14 protein-coding genes are annotated in these 16519 nt (G+C 74.2%); 6 read left to right on the top strand and 8 right to left on the bottom strand.

Annotated features, from left to right (window positions below):
- Positions 1-15: 15 nt before the first annotated feature.
- On the top strand, positions 16-2475 hold the full coding sequence (locus tag ACSNN8_RS30105) for a fibronectin type III domain-containing protein (protein WP_436653303.1): 2460 nt from the start codon (positions 16-18) through the stop codon (positions 2473-2475).
- Here the strand turns inward: ACSNN8_RS30105 and ACSNN8_RS30100 are convergent, their stop codons facing one another.
- The 6 genes from ACSNN8_RS30100 to ACSNN8_RS30075 all read right to left on the bottom strand — a co-directional run bounded on the left by ACSNN8_RS30100 (position 2476) and on the right by ACSNN8_RS30075 (position 8787).
- A complete protein-coding gene (locus tag ACSNN8_RS30100) occupies positions 2476-3168 on the bottom strand; it encodes a cation transporter (RefSeq protein ID WP_436653301.1) in 693 nt (230 codons plus the stop codon).
- Positions 3168-3497, bottom strand: coding sequence for an ArsR/SmtB family transcription factor (locus ACSNN8_RS30095; RefSeq protein WP_436653300.1), 330 nt, complete (start codon positions 3495-3497; stop codon positions 3168-3170). Before ACSNN8_RS30095 ends, ACSNN8_RS30100 begins: the two co-directional genes overlap by 1 nt.
- A gap of 51 nt (positions 3498-3548) precedes the next feature.
- Positions 3549-4316: a methyltransferase domain-containing protein gene (locus ACSNN8_RS30090; RefSeq protein ID WP_436653299.1), complete on the bottom strand. Its 768-nt coding sequence runs from the start codon at positions 4314-4316 to the stop codon at positions 3549-3551.
- A gap of 75 nt (positions 4317-4391) precedes the next feature.
- Positions 4392-5834 (bottom strand): MFS transporter, encoded by a 1443-nt coding sequence (locus ACSNN8_RS30085; RefSeq protein WP_436653298.1) that lies wholly within the window; start codon positions 5832-5834, stop codon positions 4392-4394.
- Between the two features lie 46 nt (positions 5835-5880).
- Positions 5881-6855, bottom strand: a complete 975-nt coding sequence (locus ACSNN8_RS30080) for an aldo/keto reductase (RefSeq protein ID WP_436653297.1) — start codon at positions 6853-6855, stop codon at positions 5881-5883.
- A gap of 654 nt (positions 6856-7509) precedes the next feature.
- A complete protein-coding gene (locus ACSNN8_RS30075) occupies positions 7510-8787 on the bottom strand; it encodes a DUF1479 domain-containing protein (protein ID WP_436653295.1) in 1278 nt (425 codons plus the stop codon).
- 87 nt (positions 8788-8874) lie between these two features.
- Here ACSNN8_RS30075 and ACSNN8_RS30070 point away from each other — a divergent pair, with 87 nt between their 5' ends.
- Complete coding sequence (locus tag ACSNN8_RS30070; RefSeq protein ID WP_436653294.1) at positions 8875-9975, top strand: ROK family protein; 1101 nt, start codon at positions 8875-8877, stop codon at positions 9973-9975.
- A gap of 52 nt (positions 9976-10027) precedes the next feature.
- A complete protein-coding gene (locus tag ACSNN8_RS30065; RefSeq protein WP_436653293.1) occupies positions 10028-10852 on the top strand; it encodes a PRC and DUF2382 domain-containing protein in 825 nt (274 codons plus the stop codon).
- On the opposite strand, the gene ACSNN8_RS30060 is transcribed toward ACSNN8_RS30065, so the two are convergent.
- Positions 10853-13609, bottom strand: coding sequence for an FAD-binding and (Fe-S)-binding domain-containing protein (locus ACSNN8_RS30060; protein ID WP_436653292.1), 2757 nt, complete (start codon positions 13607-13609; stop codon positions 10853-10855).
- On the opposite strand from ACSNN8_RS30060, the gene ACSNN8_RS30055 reads away from it, so the two are divergent.
- The gene (locus ACSNN8_RS30055) at positions 13608-14294 is read left to right on the top strand and encodes a GntR family transcriptional regulator (protein WP_436653291.1); all 687 of its coding nucleotides are present in this window, start codon (positions 13608-13610) and stop codon (positions 14292-14294) included. The two genes, ACSNN8_RS30060 and ACSNN8_RS30055, sit on opposite strands and share 2 nt — an antisense overlap.
- On the opposite strand, the gene ACSNN8_RS30050 is transcribed toward ACSNN8_RS30055, so the two are convergent.
- On the bottom strand, positions 14278-14814 hold the full coding sequence (locus ACSNN8_RS30050) for a hypothetical protein (RefSeq protein WP_436653290.1): 537 nt from the start codon (positions 14812-14814) through the stop codon (positions 14278-14280). The two genes, ACSNN8_RS30055 and ACSNN8_RS30050, sit on opposite strands and share 17 nt — an antisense overlap.
- A 179-nt stretch (positions 14815-14993) precedes the next feature.
- Here ACSNN8_RS30050 and ACSNN8_RS30045 point away from each other — a divergent pair, with 179 nt between their 5' ends.
- Complete coding sequence (locus ACSNN8_RS30045) at positions 14994-15812, top strand: CAP domain-containing protein (RefSeq protein ID WP_436653289.1); 819 nt, start codon at positions 14994-14996, stop codon at positions 15810-15812.
- A complete protein-coding gene (locus ACSNN8_RS30040; RefSeq protein WP_436653288.1) occupies positions 15812-16513 on the top strand; it encodes a VOC family protein in 702 nt (233 codons plus the stop codon). Before ACSNN8_RS30045 ends, ACSNN8_RS30040 begins: the two co-directional genes overlap by 1 nt.
- Positions 16514-16519: the final 6 nt, after the last annotated feature.

Genomic DNA, 16519 nt, shown 5'->3' with positions numbered 1-16519 from the left:
ACGGGGGTCTTGAGGGTGCGGATCGGTGCGCGGTGGTTGCTCGCCGCATGGGCGGTCGTGGTGCTGTTCGCGGTCGCGGCGGCGGCCGGCCCGGTGGCGTCGCCGGTCACGGCCGGCGGCAGCGGGGGCAGATCGGCGGCCGAGCTGACCGCGCTGTGGCAGCGCTACGGCGACACCTCCGGCGCGTGGCTGGGCGCCGACCGGACGGCCTCGGTGCCGCTGCCCGACGGCCGGCGGCTGTGGCTGTTCTCCGACACGTTCCTCGGGCGCCCCGACCCGGACGGCGCCCGGCCGCGCTCGGCGTCGCTGGTGCACAACTCGGCGGTCGTGCAGGACGGCGACCGGCTCACCACCGTCCACGGTGGCAGCCCCAACCGGCCCGAGTCGCTGGTCGCCAACGACACCGACGCCCAGTTCCACTGGATCGGCGACGCGGCGGTGCGCGGCGACGAGGTGCAGGTGCTGGTCAACCGCTACCGCAGCACCGGGCCCGGGCCGCTCGACCACGCGCTGGCCGGCACCGAGCTGACCACGCTGTCGCTGCCGGCGCTCGCCCCTGGCCGGCTGCGGCCGCTGCCGCTGGGCGACAAGGTGTCGTGGGGCTCCGAGGTGATGGCCGACGGCGGGCACACGTACGTCTACGGCACCGAGGCGGCCGGGCAGATGAAGTTCGCGCACCTGGCCCGGGTGCGCGGCGACGACCTCGGCCAGGCGTGGGAGTTCTGGACCGGCAAGGGCTGGTCCAACCGGGTCGACGACTCCGCGCGGCTGCTCAGCGGCGTGGGCACCACCTTCGGCGTACGGCGGGTGGCCGACCGCTACGTGCTGGTCACCCACGAGAACAACCTGCTGTTCAGCTCGGACTTCGTCGCGTACACGGCCGCCTCGCCCACCGGCCCGTTCGAGGGCCCGCACTATCTGTTCCGCGCGCCCGAGACCGAGGCCGGGCACGTGGTCTACGACGCCGACCTGCACCTGGACCTGACCGGGCCGGGTGCGCTGCTGGTCTCGTACAACGTCAACGACCTCGACGAGGCGGTCGCGTACGCCGATGCCTCGATCTACCGCCCGCGGTTCTTCGAGGTGCCGTGGCCGCCCGTCGCCGCCGACCGGCCGCCCGCGCCGCCCGGGGGCCTCACCGCGGTCCCGGACGGGTCGGGCACCGCACGCCTGGCCTGGAAGGCCGAGGGCGGTCGCGACTACCGGGTCCACCGCCGCGACGTCACGGCCGGCCAGACCCATTTCGTCCGGCTCGACGGGGACGCGCCCGGGCGGTTCCGCTCGGAGTTCCTCGTCAACGGGCACAAGTACGAGTTCGGCGTGACGGCCGTGGACCGGCGCGGCGAGAGCGCGATGTCGCCCGTGGCCACCATGACCGCGACCGTGCCGCCCCCGCCGGCGCCGACCCTCGTGCGCGCCGAGCCCGGCGACGACGGCAAGGTCACGCTGCAGTGGACCGAGGTGCCGTTCGTCCAGCTGTTCAAGATCTATTACCGGGACCTGTCCGCCGGGCAGAAGAACCGCAGCCCCGCGGGCGCCTACCCCGGCCAGAGCGCCACGGTCGGCCCGCTGCGCCACGGCCACCGGTACGAGTTCACCGTGGTCGCGGTCGGCGGCGGCGGGGACAGCGTGCACTCCAAGGGCCTGCGGGCCGTCGCCGTGGTCGCCGCGCCGCCCGCGCCCGGCACGCCCAGCGCGCAGGCCCGCCCCGACGGCACGGTGCAGCTGACCTGGCCGCCGGTGGCGCCCGGGCTCGGCTACAAGATCTATCAGCGGGACGTGAGCAGGGGCGGCGCCGACTGGGGGCAGCCCGGCATCGCGAACACCACGCAGTTCCGCTCGCACCCGCTCGAGCACGGCCACGAGTACGAGTTCGTCGTGGTCGCGGTCAACGACGGCGGCGAGGGCGCCCGGTCGCCGGTGGTGCGCGTCCGCGCCCGGCTCGCCGCGCCCGCCGACGCCCCCACCCGGCTGCGGGCCACCCCGGACGGCGCCGCGGTGCTGCTGAGGTGGCGCTCGGAGCAGACGTGGCACTGGGTGTTCCGGCGCGACGTGACCGCGGGGGAGAGCGCGTTCACCCGCGAGGAGTACGCCGTGCAGGGCACCCGGGCCACGCTGAACAACCTGGTGGCCGGGCACGACTACGAGCTCAGGGTCGCCGCCTTCAACCCCGGCGGCGTCGGCCCGCAGTCCGCCCCGGTGCGCGTCCGCGTCGCCTCGGCGCTGCCGACGAACCTGACCGCCACGGCGACCGGGCCGGGCAACGTGCGGGTGACCTGGCGCGAGACCCGCACCGACGTGCTCTACCGGGTCCAGATGCGCGACGCGACGGCGGGCGAGCAGTGGAGCACCGACCCCCTGGTGGTCGACGGCGACCACTACGACCGCATCCTGCTGACCGCCGGCCACCGGTACGAGTTCCGGCTGCAGGTCAACGACCTGACCACCGATCCCGTGTCGGTGACCGTCCGCTGATCACCGGTCGTCCGCGCAGCAGCCGTCCTCGCACGCCTGCCCGCCGGCGACCGGTGCCGCGCAGCAGGCGTCGCCCCGCCAGGCGTCGCGGCCCTCCTTCACCGCCACCACGGCGATGACCAGGGCCGCGGCGGGGTCGGCCCACCACCAGCCGGCCAGGCCGTTGAGCAGCAGCCCGGCGAGCAGCACGGCGGACAGATACGTGCACAGCAGCGTCTGCTTCGAGTCGGCCACGGCCGTGCGGGAACCGAGCTCGCGGCCCGCGCGGCGCTGCGCGTACGACAGGCCCGGCATCACGGCGAGCGACACCGCGGCCAGCGTGATCCCCACCGTCGAGTGGTCGGCGGCGTCCCGTCCCGCGAGCGCCCGCACCGACTCCACGCTGACGTAGGCGGCGAGCGCGAAGAACGAGTAGGCGATGACGCGCAGCGCTCGCCTCTCGCGGGCCTCGGGGTCGCGCCCCGCGAACTGCCATGCGACCGCGGCCGCCGACGAGACCTCGACGACCGAGTCCAGCCCGAACCCGACCAGCGCGGTCGACCCGGCCGCCGTACCCGCCCCGACAGCCACGACCGCCTCGACGACGTTGTAGGCGATCGTCGCCGCCACCAGCAGCCGGATCCGGCGGGTGAGCGCCGCCCGCCGGGCCGCGCCGGGGCCACGGGGCGCGAGCGGGACGATCGGCAGGTCCATCAGCAGCACTCCCCGTCCGCGGCGTCCGGGCAGGCGGCCGGGTCCACGGCGAGCACGAGCCCGAGAAGATCGCCGAGCGCGTGCCGCAGGCGGCCGTCGGCCAGCTCGTAGCGGGTGCGCCGGCCCTCGGGCACCGCCACCACCAGGCCGCAGCCGCGCAGGCAGGCGAGGTGGTTGGACAGGTTCTGCCGGGTGACCCCGAGCAGCGCGGCCAGCTCGGCCGGATAGCCTGGCGCCTCCCGCAGAGCCAGCAGCAGCCGGGCCCGCGTCGGGTCGGACAGGGCGTGGCCGAAGCGGGCGAGGACCTGCCCGTGCGTCACCGTCTCCACAACCGGGACAGTACAGCGATCCGTGTATTCAGGAAAGCGTGTACTCCGAGATCACGTACGGCGCAGGACGAGGGCCAGGTTCCAGGACAGCACCTCGCGGGCCGCCGGCACCCGGACGATCCACTGTGCCCAACGGGGGTGGTAGCGGGCCAGCGCGTCGACCAGCGTGGCCCCGCGGGCGGTGCGCGCCCAGCTCAGGGCCGCGCCGACCGAGTACGGGTGCAGGCTGCGGCGGTACCGGTTCTTCGGCGGCTTGCCGTTGCGGCGCTCGTAGCGGCGGGCCGCGTACTCCCCGCCGAGGTAGTGCCAGGGCGCGGTCTCGTGGCCGCCCCACGGCGACAGCCACGGCGTGAACGACGCGTAGACGAGCCCGCCGGGCCGGGTCACCCGCACCATCTCGTCGAGCATGCGCGGCGGGTCCGGCACGTGCTCGAGCACGTTGGAGGAGTAGCACACGTCGACCGATCCCGTACGGATCGGCAGCTCCATCCCGCTGGCCCGCAACGCGCCGACCGCGGTGTCGTCGCCGGCCGCGCCCGAGGCCAGGTCGCCGGCGTCCGGCTCCAGCCGCACGTACCGGGCGCCCGCCTGCGTGAACGCCGACGCGAAGTAGCCCGGCCCGCCGCCGACGTCGAGCACGAGCCGGTCGCGCAACGACCCGTACCTGCTCAGCTGGCCCACCGAGTCCGCCGCGAGCGCGCGGTAGAACCGGTCCGGGTCGGTCTGCTCGACCAGGAACGCCCGGAACAGCGTCACGGAACGGCGGAGGGTGGCCCTGTGCGCCACGGTTTGCTGCTGCGTCTGCGCCTCGGTCGTCACCGGCCCACTTCCTCATCGACGAAGGTCTGTGGCAATCTACCGGTGAGTAACTAGGGTGACAACAGTCCCTTCCCGTCAGGTTCCGGCCGGGACGGGAGCCGGGGTGTCGATCAGCTCGGCGGCCGTCCGCTCGGCGGTGCGGCGGGCCCAGCGGTTCGTGGTCAGCAGCCCGAGGGTCAGCACCGACAGGCCGCAGCCCACGACGATCCACCAGCCGGGGTGGCTCGCCTCGGCCAGCCCGGCGGGCGACGCGCCGGTGAACCCGGACACCACGACGGCGCCGATCACCGCGACGCCCAGCGAGCCGCCCACCTGCCGCGAGGTCGACGCGACCGCCGCCGCCACCCCGGCCTGGGCGCGCGGCATGCCGGACACCGCCGTGTTCGTGATCGGCGCGTTGACCAGCCCGAACCCGATGCCGAACAGCAGGTAGCAACCGACCAGCACGGCGTCCGGGGTGGTGGCCGTGAGCCGGGTGAGCGGCAGCATCGCGAGCGTCATCGCCGTGCCCGCCAGGATCAGCGGCAGCCGGGTGCCCCGCGCCGCGACCAGCCGGCCGGACAGCGGCGCGAACACCACGGTCATGGCGGCCATCGGCAGCGTGTAGAGGCCGGCGTGCAGGGCCGACAGCCCGCGGGCGTCCTGCAGGTAGAGCGTGTTGAGGAACAGGAACCCGGCCAGCGCGCCGAACGCGGACACCGCGATCACGGTGGCGCCGCTGAACGGGATGCTGCGGAAGAACCGCAGGTCCAGCAGCGGCTCCGCGCGCCGCGGCTCGTACGCCAGAAGCCCGGCCAGCGCCGCCGCGCCCAGCACGAAGCATCCGACGATCTCGGCCGAGCCCCAGCCCGCGCCCGGCCCCTCGATGATCCCGTACGTGACCGAGGCGAGCAGGATGAGCACGAGCGCCTGCCCCACGGGGTCGATGCGCCGCGGCTTCGGCGCCCGCGACTCCGGCACGAACAGCGCGGTCAGCACGACCGCCGCGACCCCGACCGGCACGTTGATCCAGAAGATCGACCGCCAGCCGAGCGTCTCCACCAGCACCCCGCCCAGCAGCGGCCCGATCGCCATGCTCAGCCCGACCACGCCGCCCCACACCCCGATCGCCCGGGCCCGCTCGCGCGGCTCCGTGAACGTGTTCGTGATGATCGACATGGCCACCGGGTTGAGCATCGAGCCGCCCACCGCCTGCACCATGCGGAACGCGATCAGCCAGCCCAGACCCGGCGCCACGCTGCACAGCAGCGAGCCGACCGTGAACAGCGCCAGCCCCGTCTGGAACGTGCGGCGACGCCCCACCCGGTCGGCCGTGCTGCCCGAGAGGATCAGAAGGCTGGCCAGCACCAGCGTGTACGCGTCGATCACCCACTGCAGCCCCGACAGCGACGTGCCGAGGTCCGTGCGCAGGGCCGGCAGCGCGATGTTCACGATGGTGTTGTCCAGCCCCACGATGAGCAGGCTCAGACAGCAGATAGCCAGCACGAGCGCACGGCGGCGGGGATTGAGATCGGGCACCCCTCGTTCCTACCGCCGGTGAGATGCATTCTGCAGTTCTTTCTTGTCACACGTAACCGGACGGCAGCCGCGGCGTGTAGTGCTCCGTCAGCGCGGCGAGCTCCTCGTCGGTCAGCTCGATGTCGAGCGCCGCCACCGCGTCGGCCAGGTGGTGCGACTTCGTCGGCCCCACGATCGGCGCGTCCACGACCGGGTTGTGCAGCACCCACGCCAGCGCCACCTGCGCCATCGGCACCCCCCGCGCCTCCGCGACCCGCTGCACGGCGTCCACGATCGGCCTGTTCTCGTCTCCCTTGTAGCGCTCGTGCAGCGGATCGACCTCCGCGCGCCGGGTCGTCTGGTCCTCCCACGGGCGCGCCAGCCGGCCCTTGGCCAGCGGGCTCCACGGGATCGAGCCCACCCCCTGATCGGCGAGCAGGCCGAACATCTCCCGCTCCTCCTCGCGCTGCACCAGGCTGTACTGGTTCTGCATCGAGATGAACCGCGTCCAGCCGCCCAGGTCCGCCGCGTGCTGCAGCTTCGCGAACTGCCACGCCCACATCGACGACGCCCCGATGTAGCGCGCCTTGCCCGCCCGTACGACGTCGTGCAGCGCCTCCATCGTCTCCTCGACCGGCGTCTCCGGGTCGAACCGGTGGATCTGGTAGAGGTCGACGTAGTCCGTGCCCAGCCGCGCCAGCGACGCGTCGATCTGCGTGAGGATCGCCTTGCGCGACAGCCCTCGGCCGCCCGGGGTGTCGCTCATCGGGAAGAACACCTTCGTGGCGAGCACGATCGAGTCGCGGTCGCTGTACTTGCGGATCGCCCGCCCGACGACCTCCTCGGAGCTGCCGTCGCTGTAGGTGTTGGCCGTGTCCCAGAAGGTGATGCCCAACTCGAGCGCCTGCCGGAAGACCGGCTCGGCCGCGTCGTCGCTGAGGGTCCACTGGTTGGTGCCGCGATCGGGTTCGCCGAAGCTCATGCACCCGAGAGCGATGCGGCTGACCTTGAGGCCCGAGCTACCCAGACGTGTGTACTCCATGGGCTCAACCTAGCCCCGGCCGCGCCTCCCGGCGATCTGCCGCCCTCACCAGCCCACCCCGCCCACCCAGGGGGCTGGCCCGCGACAATACAGCGGTCGAGCGGCGCGAATCGGGTTATCCACAGGGCGCGAGCAGTGAGCTTGGAGACAATCCGCGACGGGCGACGGGCGACGGGCGACGGGCGACGGGCGACGGGCGACGGGCGACGGGCGACGGGCGACGGGCGACGGGCGACGGGCGGCGGGCGGCGGCAGCGGTTGGCAGAGGGCGAACGGCGGGCGGCGGGGCGGCAGAGGCGACGGTGGCAGCGCGCGTCGGCTGCGAGGGCGACGGGGTGCGAGGGCGACGCGAAGCGGAGACAGCGGGCAGCCGACGCTCGGCGGCACGCGCGGTAGTTAGCGGAGGCCGCCGGCCCGTCGGAGCTGGATAAAACGGGCAGCGTGCAGCGGATGGCGTGCAGCTCGACGGCGGCGCGGGCGACGGGCAGCACGCGGCCCAGCGAGGGACCGGCGGCGGCCGACGCGGCGCGGCCGGGCGGTGGGTAGCAGGGATTGCCGCGCGAGTGGACGCGCGGCAGCGCCGACACTAGGCCGGCAGCCAAAAACGCACAGCGGCGGCCCCCGGACAGACCAGACGCCGCCGCTGCGATATCTCTACGACAATCCCAGCCCCCGGCGTCCGATCTCGTTCAGGTCGGCTGGCTGGAAGCGGTTCGGCCAGTCGCGCTCGTAGTGCTCGGCAGGGAAGTCGCCAGGGCTGGACCCCGTCAGGAAGGCCTCCCGCACCGAGACCGAGTAAGCCTCGTTACGGGGGCACCACGGCGCGGCGGGGATGTACATGACGTTGCCCCAGCCCTTCTGGGCCTCGACCGGCGCCACGCTGTGGATCATGTCGCAGTGCCACCAGACGGAGTCGCCGGCTCGGACGTCGGGGATGCCGGCGAGGGCCTCCATGAGCGGCGCGTGCCACTTGTGGCCGGCGGGGAAGACCTGGTTGACGGTGACGCCGCACATGTCGTCGTCGGGGACGTCGGGCAGCAGCGGGCGCAGCATCAGGTACGCCATGGCCTCGGGGATCGGCACGGTGTGCAGCACGCCCTGGTCGTGGTCCATGTCCGAGAGCGCGGTCCAGCCCTGGAACGTCCGGAACGCCGAGCACATGGTGGAGCCGGGATACTGCGGGCCGGCCGTCCGGTGGGCGGCGTCCCACGGGTCGTACTGCTCGACGCTGCCGTCGAACAGGTGCCGGAAGGCCTGCTGGTACGCCTGCGTCATCCACAGGTCGAGCGTGCCGGGGTCGAGGTGGGTGCCCAGCCCGGCGGAGTCGGCGCCCTCGGGGCGGCGGCGGATGCGGTCGGGGTAGAGCGAGTCGCGCTCCGGGTCGAACCACTGGACGCCGTCGGAGGAGGACTTCCACTGGCTGTTGAGGAACGCCTGGACCTTCGCCATGCGCGGGCTCTGCCGGGCCTGCATCTGCGCGGGCGACCAGTAGATCGGGTAGATCTCGGGCTTGGAGCCGACGCTGCCGAAGAAGTCGTCGCCGGGGCCGCGGTAGTTCTCGAAGAAGTGGTTGCTCTCGACGTAGTCGACGATGTCGGCGTCCCACTGCAGCGCCTGCGAGCGTTCGAAGTGGCCGCGCACCACGAGGCAGCCGCGCTTGTGCAGCAACGCCAGCTGTGCGGGGGACACCGTGCCCGCCTCGATGTCGGCGTAGTCGATCACCGGCCAGAGCGTCTCGCCGCGGCGGCGGGCGGCGGTGAGGTCGTCGATCGCGGCCTGCACGCGCTGCTCGACGACGGCGAAGACGTCCTCGACCGTACGGCCGGACGCGGCGATCCGTTCGCGCAGCGCAGCCTTGATCTCCCTGGTGGCGGCCCGGAGGTCGGCGGGCGTCTCCTCCCAGTGCGGCAGGGAGGTGGTCGTCGGGGGCACGGCGTCTCCTTCCAGTCAAGTCTCCTTACTTGTTAACTGTAGGCGGCATCACGCTTCCCAGGCAAGAGCCCTCACTAGAATTGGCGCGTGGATGTCGCCAAGCCTTCCCAGGAGCTGGTCCGCTCGCTCACCGACGAGCACGTGCTGCGGGCGCTGATGCGCCACCGGCGGATGACCCGCGCCGAGCTGGCCGCCGAGATCGGCATCTCCAAGCCGACCGCGGGCGAGAGCGTGCGCCGGCTGACCGAGCGCGGCCTGGTGGCCGACACCGGCGAGCGCACCCCGGGCGGGCGCGGCCGGGGCCGGGTGGGCTCCTACTACGCGCTGACCCCGGCGGCGGGGGTGGCGCTGGCGGTGACCATCTCGCCGGGCGGGGTCGTGGCCGAGTGCCTCGACGTGTTCGGCGACCGGGTGGCACGCGCGGGACGCCAGATCGAGCGGCCCGCACGGCCGAGCCAGGTCTCCGCGGCGCTGCGCGAGGCCGTCGAGGAGGCGGGCAAGGCGGCGGAGCAGCCCGTACGGCTGGCGGTCGTCGGCGCCGCCGATCCGGTGGACCGCACCACCGGGCGCCTGGTCCAGCTGCCCGACGCGCCGTTCCTGGTGGGCGAGCTCGACCCGGTCGCGATCCTCACCCCGTACGCCCAGGGGTCGGTCCTCGTCGACAACGACGTGAACTGGGCGGCGACCGCCGAGCGGGCCGCCCGGCGCCTCGACGACTTCGCCTACCTCTACCTCGGCGAGGGGCTGGGCTGCGCGATCGTCAACGACGGCGCGATCCGGCGCGGGCGCACGGGGCTGGCCGGCGAGATCGCGCACCTGGTCACCGCCGGGCCGGGCGGCCGCGCGACCCGGTTCATCGAGCTGTTCGGCGAGCTCGGGCTGCGCCGCTCCGGGTCGACGGCCATCGACGTCGGGCGGCTGCTGGACAGCGACCGCGCCGAGCGCGACGTCATCGGGGCGGCCGTGGCGGGCGTGATCGCCGCGGTGATCGCCCTGGCGGACCCGCAGGAGGTGGTGATCGGCGGTTCCTGGGGGCCGGTGCTGCTCGGCGAGATCGAGGCCGCTACCGGGCGGCTGCCGCGCCGGGTCCCGCTGCGCGCCACGGGCCTGACCGGAGATCCGGTGCTCTCGGGCGTACGGGCCGAGGCCCTCGACCGCCTGCGAGCCGAGGTCACCGCCGCCGGTTGAGCGCCGCCGCCCGGGGGTAGGAGAGAGGGGCGGGCATCCGAAGGGGACTACGGTGATCACACAGGACAACCTCGGGGACCTCAGCGGCGCCGAGGTTCACGACAGCGCGGGAGAGCGGATCGGCGAGGTCGCACAGATCTACGCGGACCCGGACAGCGGCCAGCCGCAGTGGGTGACGGTACGCACCGGCACGTTCAGCTTCCAGGAGTGCTTCGTGCCGCTGCAGGGCGCGCGGCTCGAGGGCGGCCGGCTGATCGTGGCGACGACCCGCGACCTGGTCATGCAGGCGCCGCTGCTGGAGACCGGCGCGCCGCTCGACTTCGACGACGCCGACCGGCTCTCCGCCCACTACGGCATGGCCCCCGGCACGCCGGAGGCCGCCGGCGGGAGGCACGCCGCCGCCGACACACCCGGCGCCGAGACGCAAGCCGCCGCCGATGCACCCGGCGCCGAGACGCCAGCCGCCGGCGGGACGCACGCCGGTGGGAGGCACGCCGCGGACGACGACGCCATGACCCGCTCGGAGGAGCGCCTCAAGGCGAGCACGGTGCGCGAGCCGGTCACCAAGGTGCGGTTGCGCAAATACCTGGTCACCGAGCAGCGCCAGGTCACCGTGCCGGTCACCCGCGAGGAGGTGCGACTCGAGGAGGTGCCGGTCACCGCCGCGGACGATCCCGGCGCTGCGACCGGCGGCGAGCCCGGCGCCGACGCCACCCCGGACGACATGATCCTGCACGCCGAGCAGCCCGTCGTCACCACCGAGAAGGTGCCCGTCGAGCGGGTGCGGCTGGCCAAGGACACCGTCCACGAGGAACAGACGATCAGCGCCCCGGTGCGTCGCGAGAAGATCGAGTACGACGGCCCCGAGCCGATCTGATCACCGGTCGAGCAGCTGGGCCAGGTGCACGGCCGGGCGGTCGCGCAGGTCGGCCACCTGGGTGCGGCACGAGAACCCGTCGGCGAGCACCACCGCCTCGGGGGCGGCGTCGAGCGCGGGGAGCAGGTTCTGCTCGGCCACGGCCACCGACACCTCGTAGTGGCCGATCTCGACACCGAAGTTGCCCGCAAGCCCGCAGCACCCGGCGAGCCGCCGCACCCGCGCCCCGCCCTTGGCGAGCAGGTCAGCGTCGGTCTTCCAGCCGAGCACCGCGTGGTGGTGGCAGTGCGGCTGGGCGACCACGTCCACGTCCGACAGGTCGGGCGGCGTCCACCCGGGGGTCTGCGAGAGCAGCTCGGCCAGCGTGCGCACCGATCCCGCCACGGCCGCGGCGTCCTCGTCGCCGGGCAGCAGCTCGTGGATGTCCGAGCGCAGCACGGCCGTGCAGGACGGCTCGATGCCGACGATCGGGACGCCCGCGCGTGCCTCGGCGGCGAGCGCTTCGACCGTACGGGAAAGGATCTTCTTGGCCGCGTCGAGCTGGCCGGTGGTGATCCAGGTCAGGCCGCAGCACACCGACCCCGAGGGCAGCCGGGGCTCGTAGCCGGCCGCGCGCAGCACCCGGACGGTCGCCTCGGCCACCTCGGGCGAGAACGCATCGGTGAACGAGTCGGCGAACAGGATCACCGGCTTGCCGCCCGCGACGGGCGTGAACGTGCGCCGGAAGGGCCGCCGCGCGAACGCCGGGACCGACCGTCGCCTGTCGACACCCGCCAGCCACAGCGCGAGGCCGCGCAGCCCGGGCAGGCGCGTGCCCAGGTTCGCCAGCCGCGGCGCCCACCCCGCCAGCCGGGCCCAGAACGGCAGCTTGCCCAGCGTGTAGTGCGAGCGCGGCCGCAGCCGTCCCCGGTAGGTCTGGTGCAGCACCTCGGACTTGTAGGAGGCCATGTCGATGCCGGTCGGGCAGTCCGACGCGCAGCCCTTGCAGGACAGGCAGAGGTCGAGCGCGTCGTGCACCGACGGGTGCGACCAGGGCAGCTCGCCCCGGACGACCTCCTGCAGCACCCGGGCCCGCCCGCGGGTGGAGTCCTTCTCCTCGCGGGTGGCCAGGTAGGACGGGCACATCACGCCGCCGGCCGCGGAGTTGTCGGCGCGGCACTTGCCGACCCCGGTGCAGCGGTGCACGGCCTGCGCCAGGTCGCCGCCGTCGTGCGGGTAGGCCAGCGCCAGCCCCTGCAGCGGGAAGCGACCGGCCGGACGGACGTCGGCGTCGACCGGGTCGGGGTCGACCAGCACGCCCGGGTTGAGCAGGTTGCCCGGGTCGAACGCGCGCTTGATCCCCGCGAACAACGCGAGCGCGTCGGGGGAGTACATGTGCGGCAGCAGCTCCGAGCGGGCGCGGCCGTCGCCGTGCTCGCCCGACAGCGACCCGCCGAACTCGCCCACGAGCTTGGCGGCGTCGACCAGGAACTCGCGCAGAACCTTGGAGCCGCCCGGCCGGTCGAGCGGGAAGTCCAGGCGTACGTGCATGCAGCCGTCGCCGAAGTGCCCGAACGGCGCGGAGCTCATGTCGTACGAGGCCACGAGCTCGTCGAAGCGGGCCAGGTAGGCGCCGAGCCGCTCCGGCGGCACCGCGGCGTCCTCCCAGCCCGGCCACGCCGGCCGGTCGGCGGGGGAGCGCCCGGCCAGCCCCGCGCCGTCCTCGCGGATGCGCCACAGCCGGGCCTGCGTGGCGGGGTCGGTGACGACCAGCGCGTCGTCGGCGATGCCGTCGGCCGCGAGCTTGCGGGCCCGCGCCTCCACCTCGCCCGGGTGGTCGCCGGCCAGCTCCACGAACAGCCACGCGCCCCCGCGCGGCAGCGGCGGCACGGCGTCGGAGCCCCGGCGGGCGCGCAGCACGTCGAGCAGGCGGGAGTCGAGTCCCTCGCACGAGGTGGGCCCGTGCGCGACCACGGCGGGGGAGGCCTCGCCCGCGGCCACGATGTCCTTGAAGCCGAGCACCACCACCACGCGCACGGGAGCGTCGACGACCAGCTTGACAGTCGCCTGCGTAATGATGCCCAGGGTGCCCTCGGAGCCGACCAGCGCCTGGGTGAGGTCGAACCGCTCGGGCAGCAGGTGCTGCACGGCGTAGCCGGAGACCTGGCGGCCGAAGCGGTCGAACTCGGTGCGGGCCGTGGCGAGGTGCTTGCCCACGACCGTCCGGAGCTCGTCGACGACGGGCCCCTGCGGGGCGGTCGTGCTCAGTGTGTCGCCGGCCGCCGTGAGCAGCTCGAGGGCCACGACGTTGTCGGAGGTGCGGCCGTACGCCAGCGAGCGCGACCCGCAGGCGTTGTTGCCGATCATGCCGCCGATCGTGCAGCGCGGGTGCGTCGACGGGTCGGGCCCGAACCGCACGCCGTGCGGGGTGACCGCCTTCTGCAGGACCGCGTGCACGGTGCCCGGCTCGACCACCGCGGTGCGCGCCTCGGGGTCGATCTCGAGCACGCGGTTGAGGTGGCGGGAGAAGTCGAGCACGATGCCCCGGCCCACCGCGTTGCCGGCCACCGACGTGCCCGCCCCGCGCGAGGTCAGCGGCACCCCGGTCTCCCGGGCGACCGTCAGCGCCGCGGCCACCTCGTCGACGTGCCGGGGCCGCACCACCGCGAGCGGCGGAATGCGGTAGAGCGAGGCGTCCGAGGCGTACATGCCCCGGGTGCCCGCGTCGGCGCGCACCTCGAGACCGGCCTTTCCCAGAGCCGCCACCACATCAGTCATGAGTAACATGTTACTCGTGCCCGCGCTCAGCCTTCCGTCCGAGGCCCCGTCGCTCGCCGACGCCGTGGCCCAGGCCGTCCGCGACGGCGTCGCCGCCGGCGAGCTGGTGCCCGACCGGACGTACTCGGTCTATCAGCTGGCCGACCTGCTCGGCGTCAGCCGAAGCCCGGTCCGCGAGGGCATGCTGCGCCTCGCCGAGGCGGGCCTGGTCGAGATCCGCCGCAACCGCGGCTTCCGAGTGCTGCTGCCGCACGCGCACGACGTCGAGGAGATCGTCGAGATCCGCCTGGCCCTGGAGCCGCCCGCCGCCCGCAAGGCCGCCCTCAGGGGTACGCCCGAGGAGCACGCGGCCATCCGGGACGCCCTCGACGCCATGGCGGCCGCGGCCGGCAGCGGGGACGAGACCGCGTTCTGGCCCGCCGACCGCGCCCTGCACGACCTGCTGCTGCGCGCCGCCGGAAACGGCCGGGCCGCCGCCATCGTCGCCCGGTTGCGCTCCACGACCGCTCTGCTGGGCCCGCCCACCACCGCCGGCGGCCGTACCCTGGCCGAGATCCACGCCGAGCACGAGCCGGTCGTGGCCGCCGTGCTGGCCCGCGACGGCGAGGCCGCCGAGGCTGCCATGCGGGCGCACCTCGAGGCGACCGGCAGCCTGCTGGTGGCGCGGCTCAGGACTCCGGGGTAGCGGTGCAGTACGCGTCGGCGCGGTCCACGACCAGGTCCTCCGGCGCCGGATAGCGCCGGTGCAGCGCGGCCAGCGCGTGCTCGTAGGCGAGCCGGCTGTACGGCGTCTCGCGCATCCGGGTGACCGACGCGCGCACGGCCGCGGCGAATTCCTCCGGCCAGCGCACCCGGTGCAGCGCCCGGACGATGTTGGTGTCGCGGTCGACCAGCACAATCTGCACCACGCCGTCGGCGTCGACGCCGGGCAGCCCGTCCTCCGGGGCGAACAGGTGCGGGTTGTACGGCGCCTGCGACCACGACAGGATCGGGCCGAGGCGGTACGCGAGCACGCCCGCGTGTTCGCTGTCGACCCACGCGAACTGGGTCGGGGCCGCGGAGACGGCCTGGACCTCCAGTTCGTGCGGGTGGCTGAGGAACAGCATCAGCTGCACCGGCTCACCGGCGAACATGGTCAGGGCAGCGCCTTCCGGCCAGTCGACGTCCGGATCGAGCCGGCTGCCCACCTCGACGATCAGGTGCACCCCGTCAGCGTAGACGCGCCGGGTTGCCCTCGTGCCCGGTTGGCCGTGATCCACGGACATGCATCTTTAAGTTTTGTTGAAGAAAGATGCGCTCGGCGGCGCGGCCCAGCAGAGTCGAGCGGGCGCCGCGACCGGCGCCCGTCCCACCCGGGACGCCCCCCATTCGATCGAGGACCATCGTGCGTACGCGTCACCGCCGGCCCACCCGCACCCGCGCTCTCGTGCTCGCCACCTGCGCCCTGGGAGTGCTCGGCGCCGGCGCGGCGGGCATCGCCTCCGCGCAGACCACCAAGCACCGCCCGCAGCCGGCCGCCGCCTCACGGTTGGGCGCGCACGTCGAGGCGTCGCGCGACTCCGACTCGCCCCGCCGGGTCGGCGACGTCGTACGTCAGCGGCCGCGCCCGCGCCCCACGGCGACGACCGCGCCCACCTCCACGACGGCGCCCACCACCCAGCCCACGACGGCCCCCACCACCGTCGCGCCCACCACGGTCGCCCCTACGACCGTGGCGCCCACCACCGTCGCGCCCACAACGGTTGCCCCCACGACGGTCGCCCCCACCACCCCGCCGGCCGCCGACACGGTCATCGAGCAGGCGCTGGCGCACATCAACGCCGCCCGCACCGCGAACAACCTCACCCCGTTCGTGCTGGACGCGAAGCTGACCAAGGCGTCGGAGGCGCACAACGCGCTCATGGTCGGCGGCTGCGGCCTCTCGCACCAGTGCCCGGGCGAGGCCGGCCTCGGGGCGCGCTTCACCGCGGCGGGCGTGTCGTGGAACTCGGCCGGCGAGAACATCGGCCAGGGCAACGCGTCGAACAACGCGGCCTCGATCGTCGCCGCGGCCAACGGCCTGACCGACCTCATGCTCGCCGAGGTGCCGCCGAACGACGGTCACCGCCGCAACCTGCTCAACCCCGGCTTCAAGCGGATCGGCCTGGCCGTGACCCGGGGCAGCGACGGCCGCGTCTGGTTCACCCAGGACTTCGTCAACTGATGGCCCCGCGCCTGCTGGCGGTCACCTTCGACGTCCGCGACCCGGCCCGCCCGGCACGGTTCTGGGCGGGCCTGCTCGGCCGCGAGGTGGTCGAGGACGCCGGCGGGCTGCTGCTGCCCGGCGACGACACGCAGGTCGGCCTGCGCTTCGAGCCGAGCGCCACGGACAAGGCCGGCCCCAACCTGGTGCACCTGCACCTCACCAGCGCCGACCTGGAGGGCCAGCGGCGTACGGTCGAGACCGCGCTGCGCCTCGGCGGCGCCCACCTCGACGTCGGTCAGCTGCCCGAGGAGGAGCACGTCGTGCTGGCCGACCCCGCGGGCAACGAGTTCTGCGTGATCGAGCCGGGCAACGCCTATCTGGCGGGCACCGGCTTCCTCGGCGAGCTGGCCTGCGAGGGCGCCCGGGCGGTCGGCCTGTTCTGGAGCGAGGCGCTGGGCTGGCCGCTCGTCTGGGACCAGGACGAGGAGACCGCCATCCAGTCCCCGCGCGGCGGCACGAAGGTCGCGTGGGGCGGCCCACCGATGGCTCCCAAGGAAGGCCCGGACCGGCAGCGCTTCGAGCTGGTCACGACCGGCGACCCGCAGGCCGAGGCCGACCGGCTGATCGCCCTCGGAGCGACCGCGCGCGGAACCGACGACCACGGCCACCTCCTGCTCGCCGACCCCGGCGGCAACGCCTTCCGGCTGCGGCGCAGCTGAGCCCCG

This window comes from Actinoplanes sp. URMC 104 (assembly GCF_051386375.1).
Lineage (GTDB): Bacteria > Actinomycetota > Actinomycetes > Mycobacteriales > Micromonosporaceae > Actinoplanes.
This window is presented reverse-complemented; position numbering and strand designations above follow the sequence as displayed.

Coding starts and splice junctions, on each gene's coding strand:
- ACSNN8_RS30100 (WP_436653301.1), bottom strand. CDS start 3,168: ATGGACCTGCCGATCGTCCCGCTCGCGCCCCGTGGCCCCGGCGCGGCC.
- ACSNN8_RS30080 (WP_436653297.1), bottom strand. CDS start 6,855: ATGGAGTACACACGTCTGGGTAGCTCGGGCCTCAAGGTCAGCCGCATC.
- ACSNN8_RS30055 (WP_436653291.1), top strand. CDS start 13,608: ATGAGTAACATGTTACTCGTGCCCGCGCTCAGCCTTCCGTCCGAGGCC.
- ACSNN8_RS30060 (WP_436653292.1), bottom strand. CDS start 13,609: ATGACTGATGTGGTGGCGGCTCTGGGAAAGGCCGGTCTCGAGGTGCGC.
- ACSNN8_RS30040 (WP_436653288.1), top strand. CDS start 15,812: ATGGCCCCGCGCCTGCTGGCGGTCACCTTCGACGTCCGCGACCCGGCC.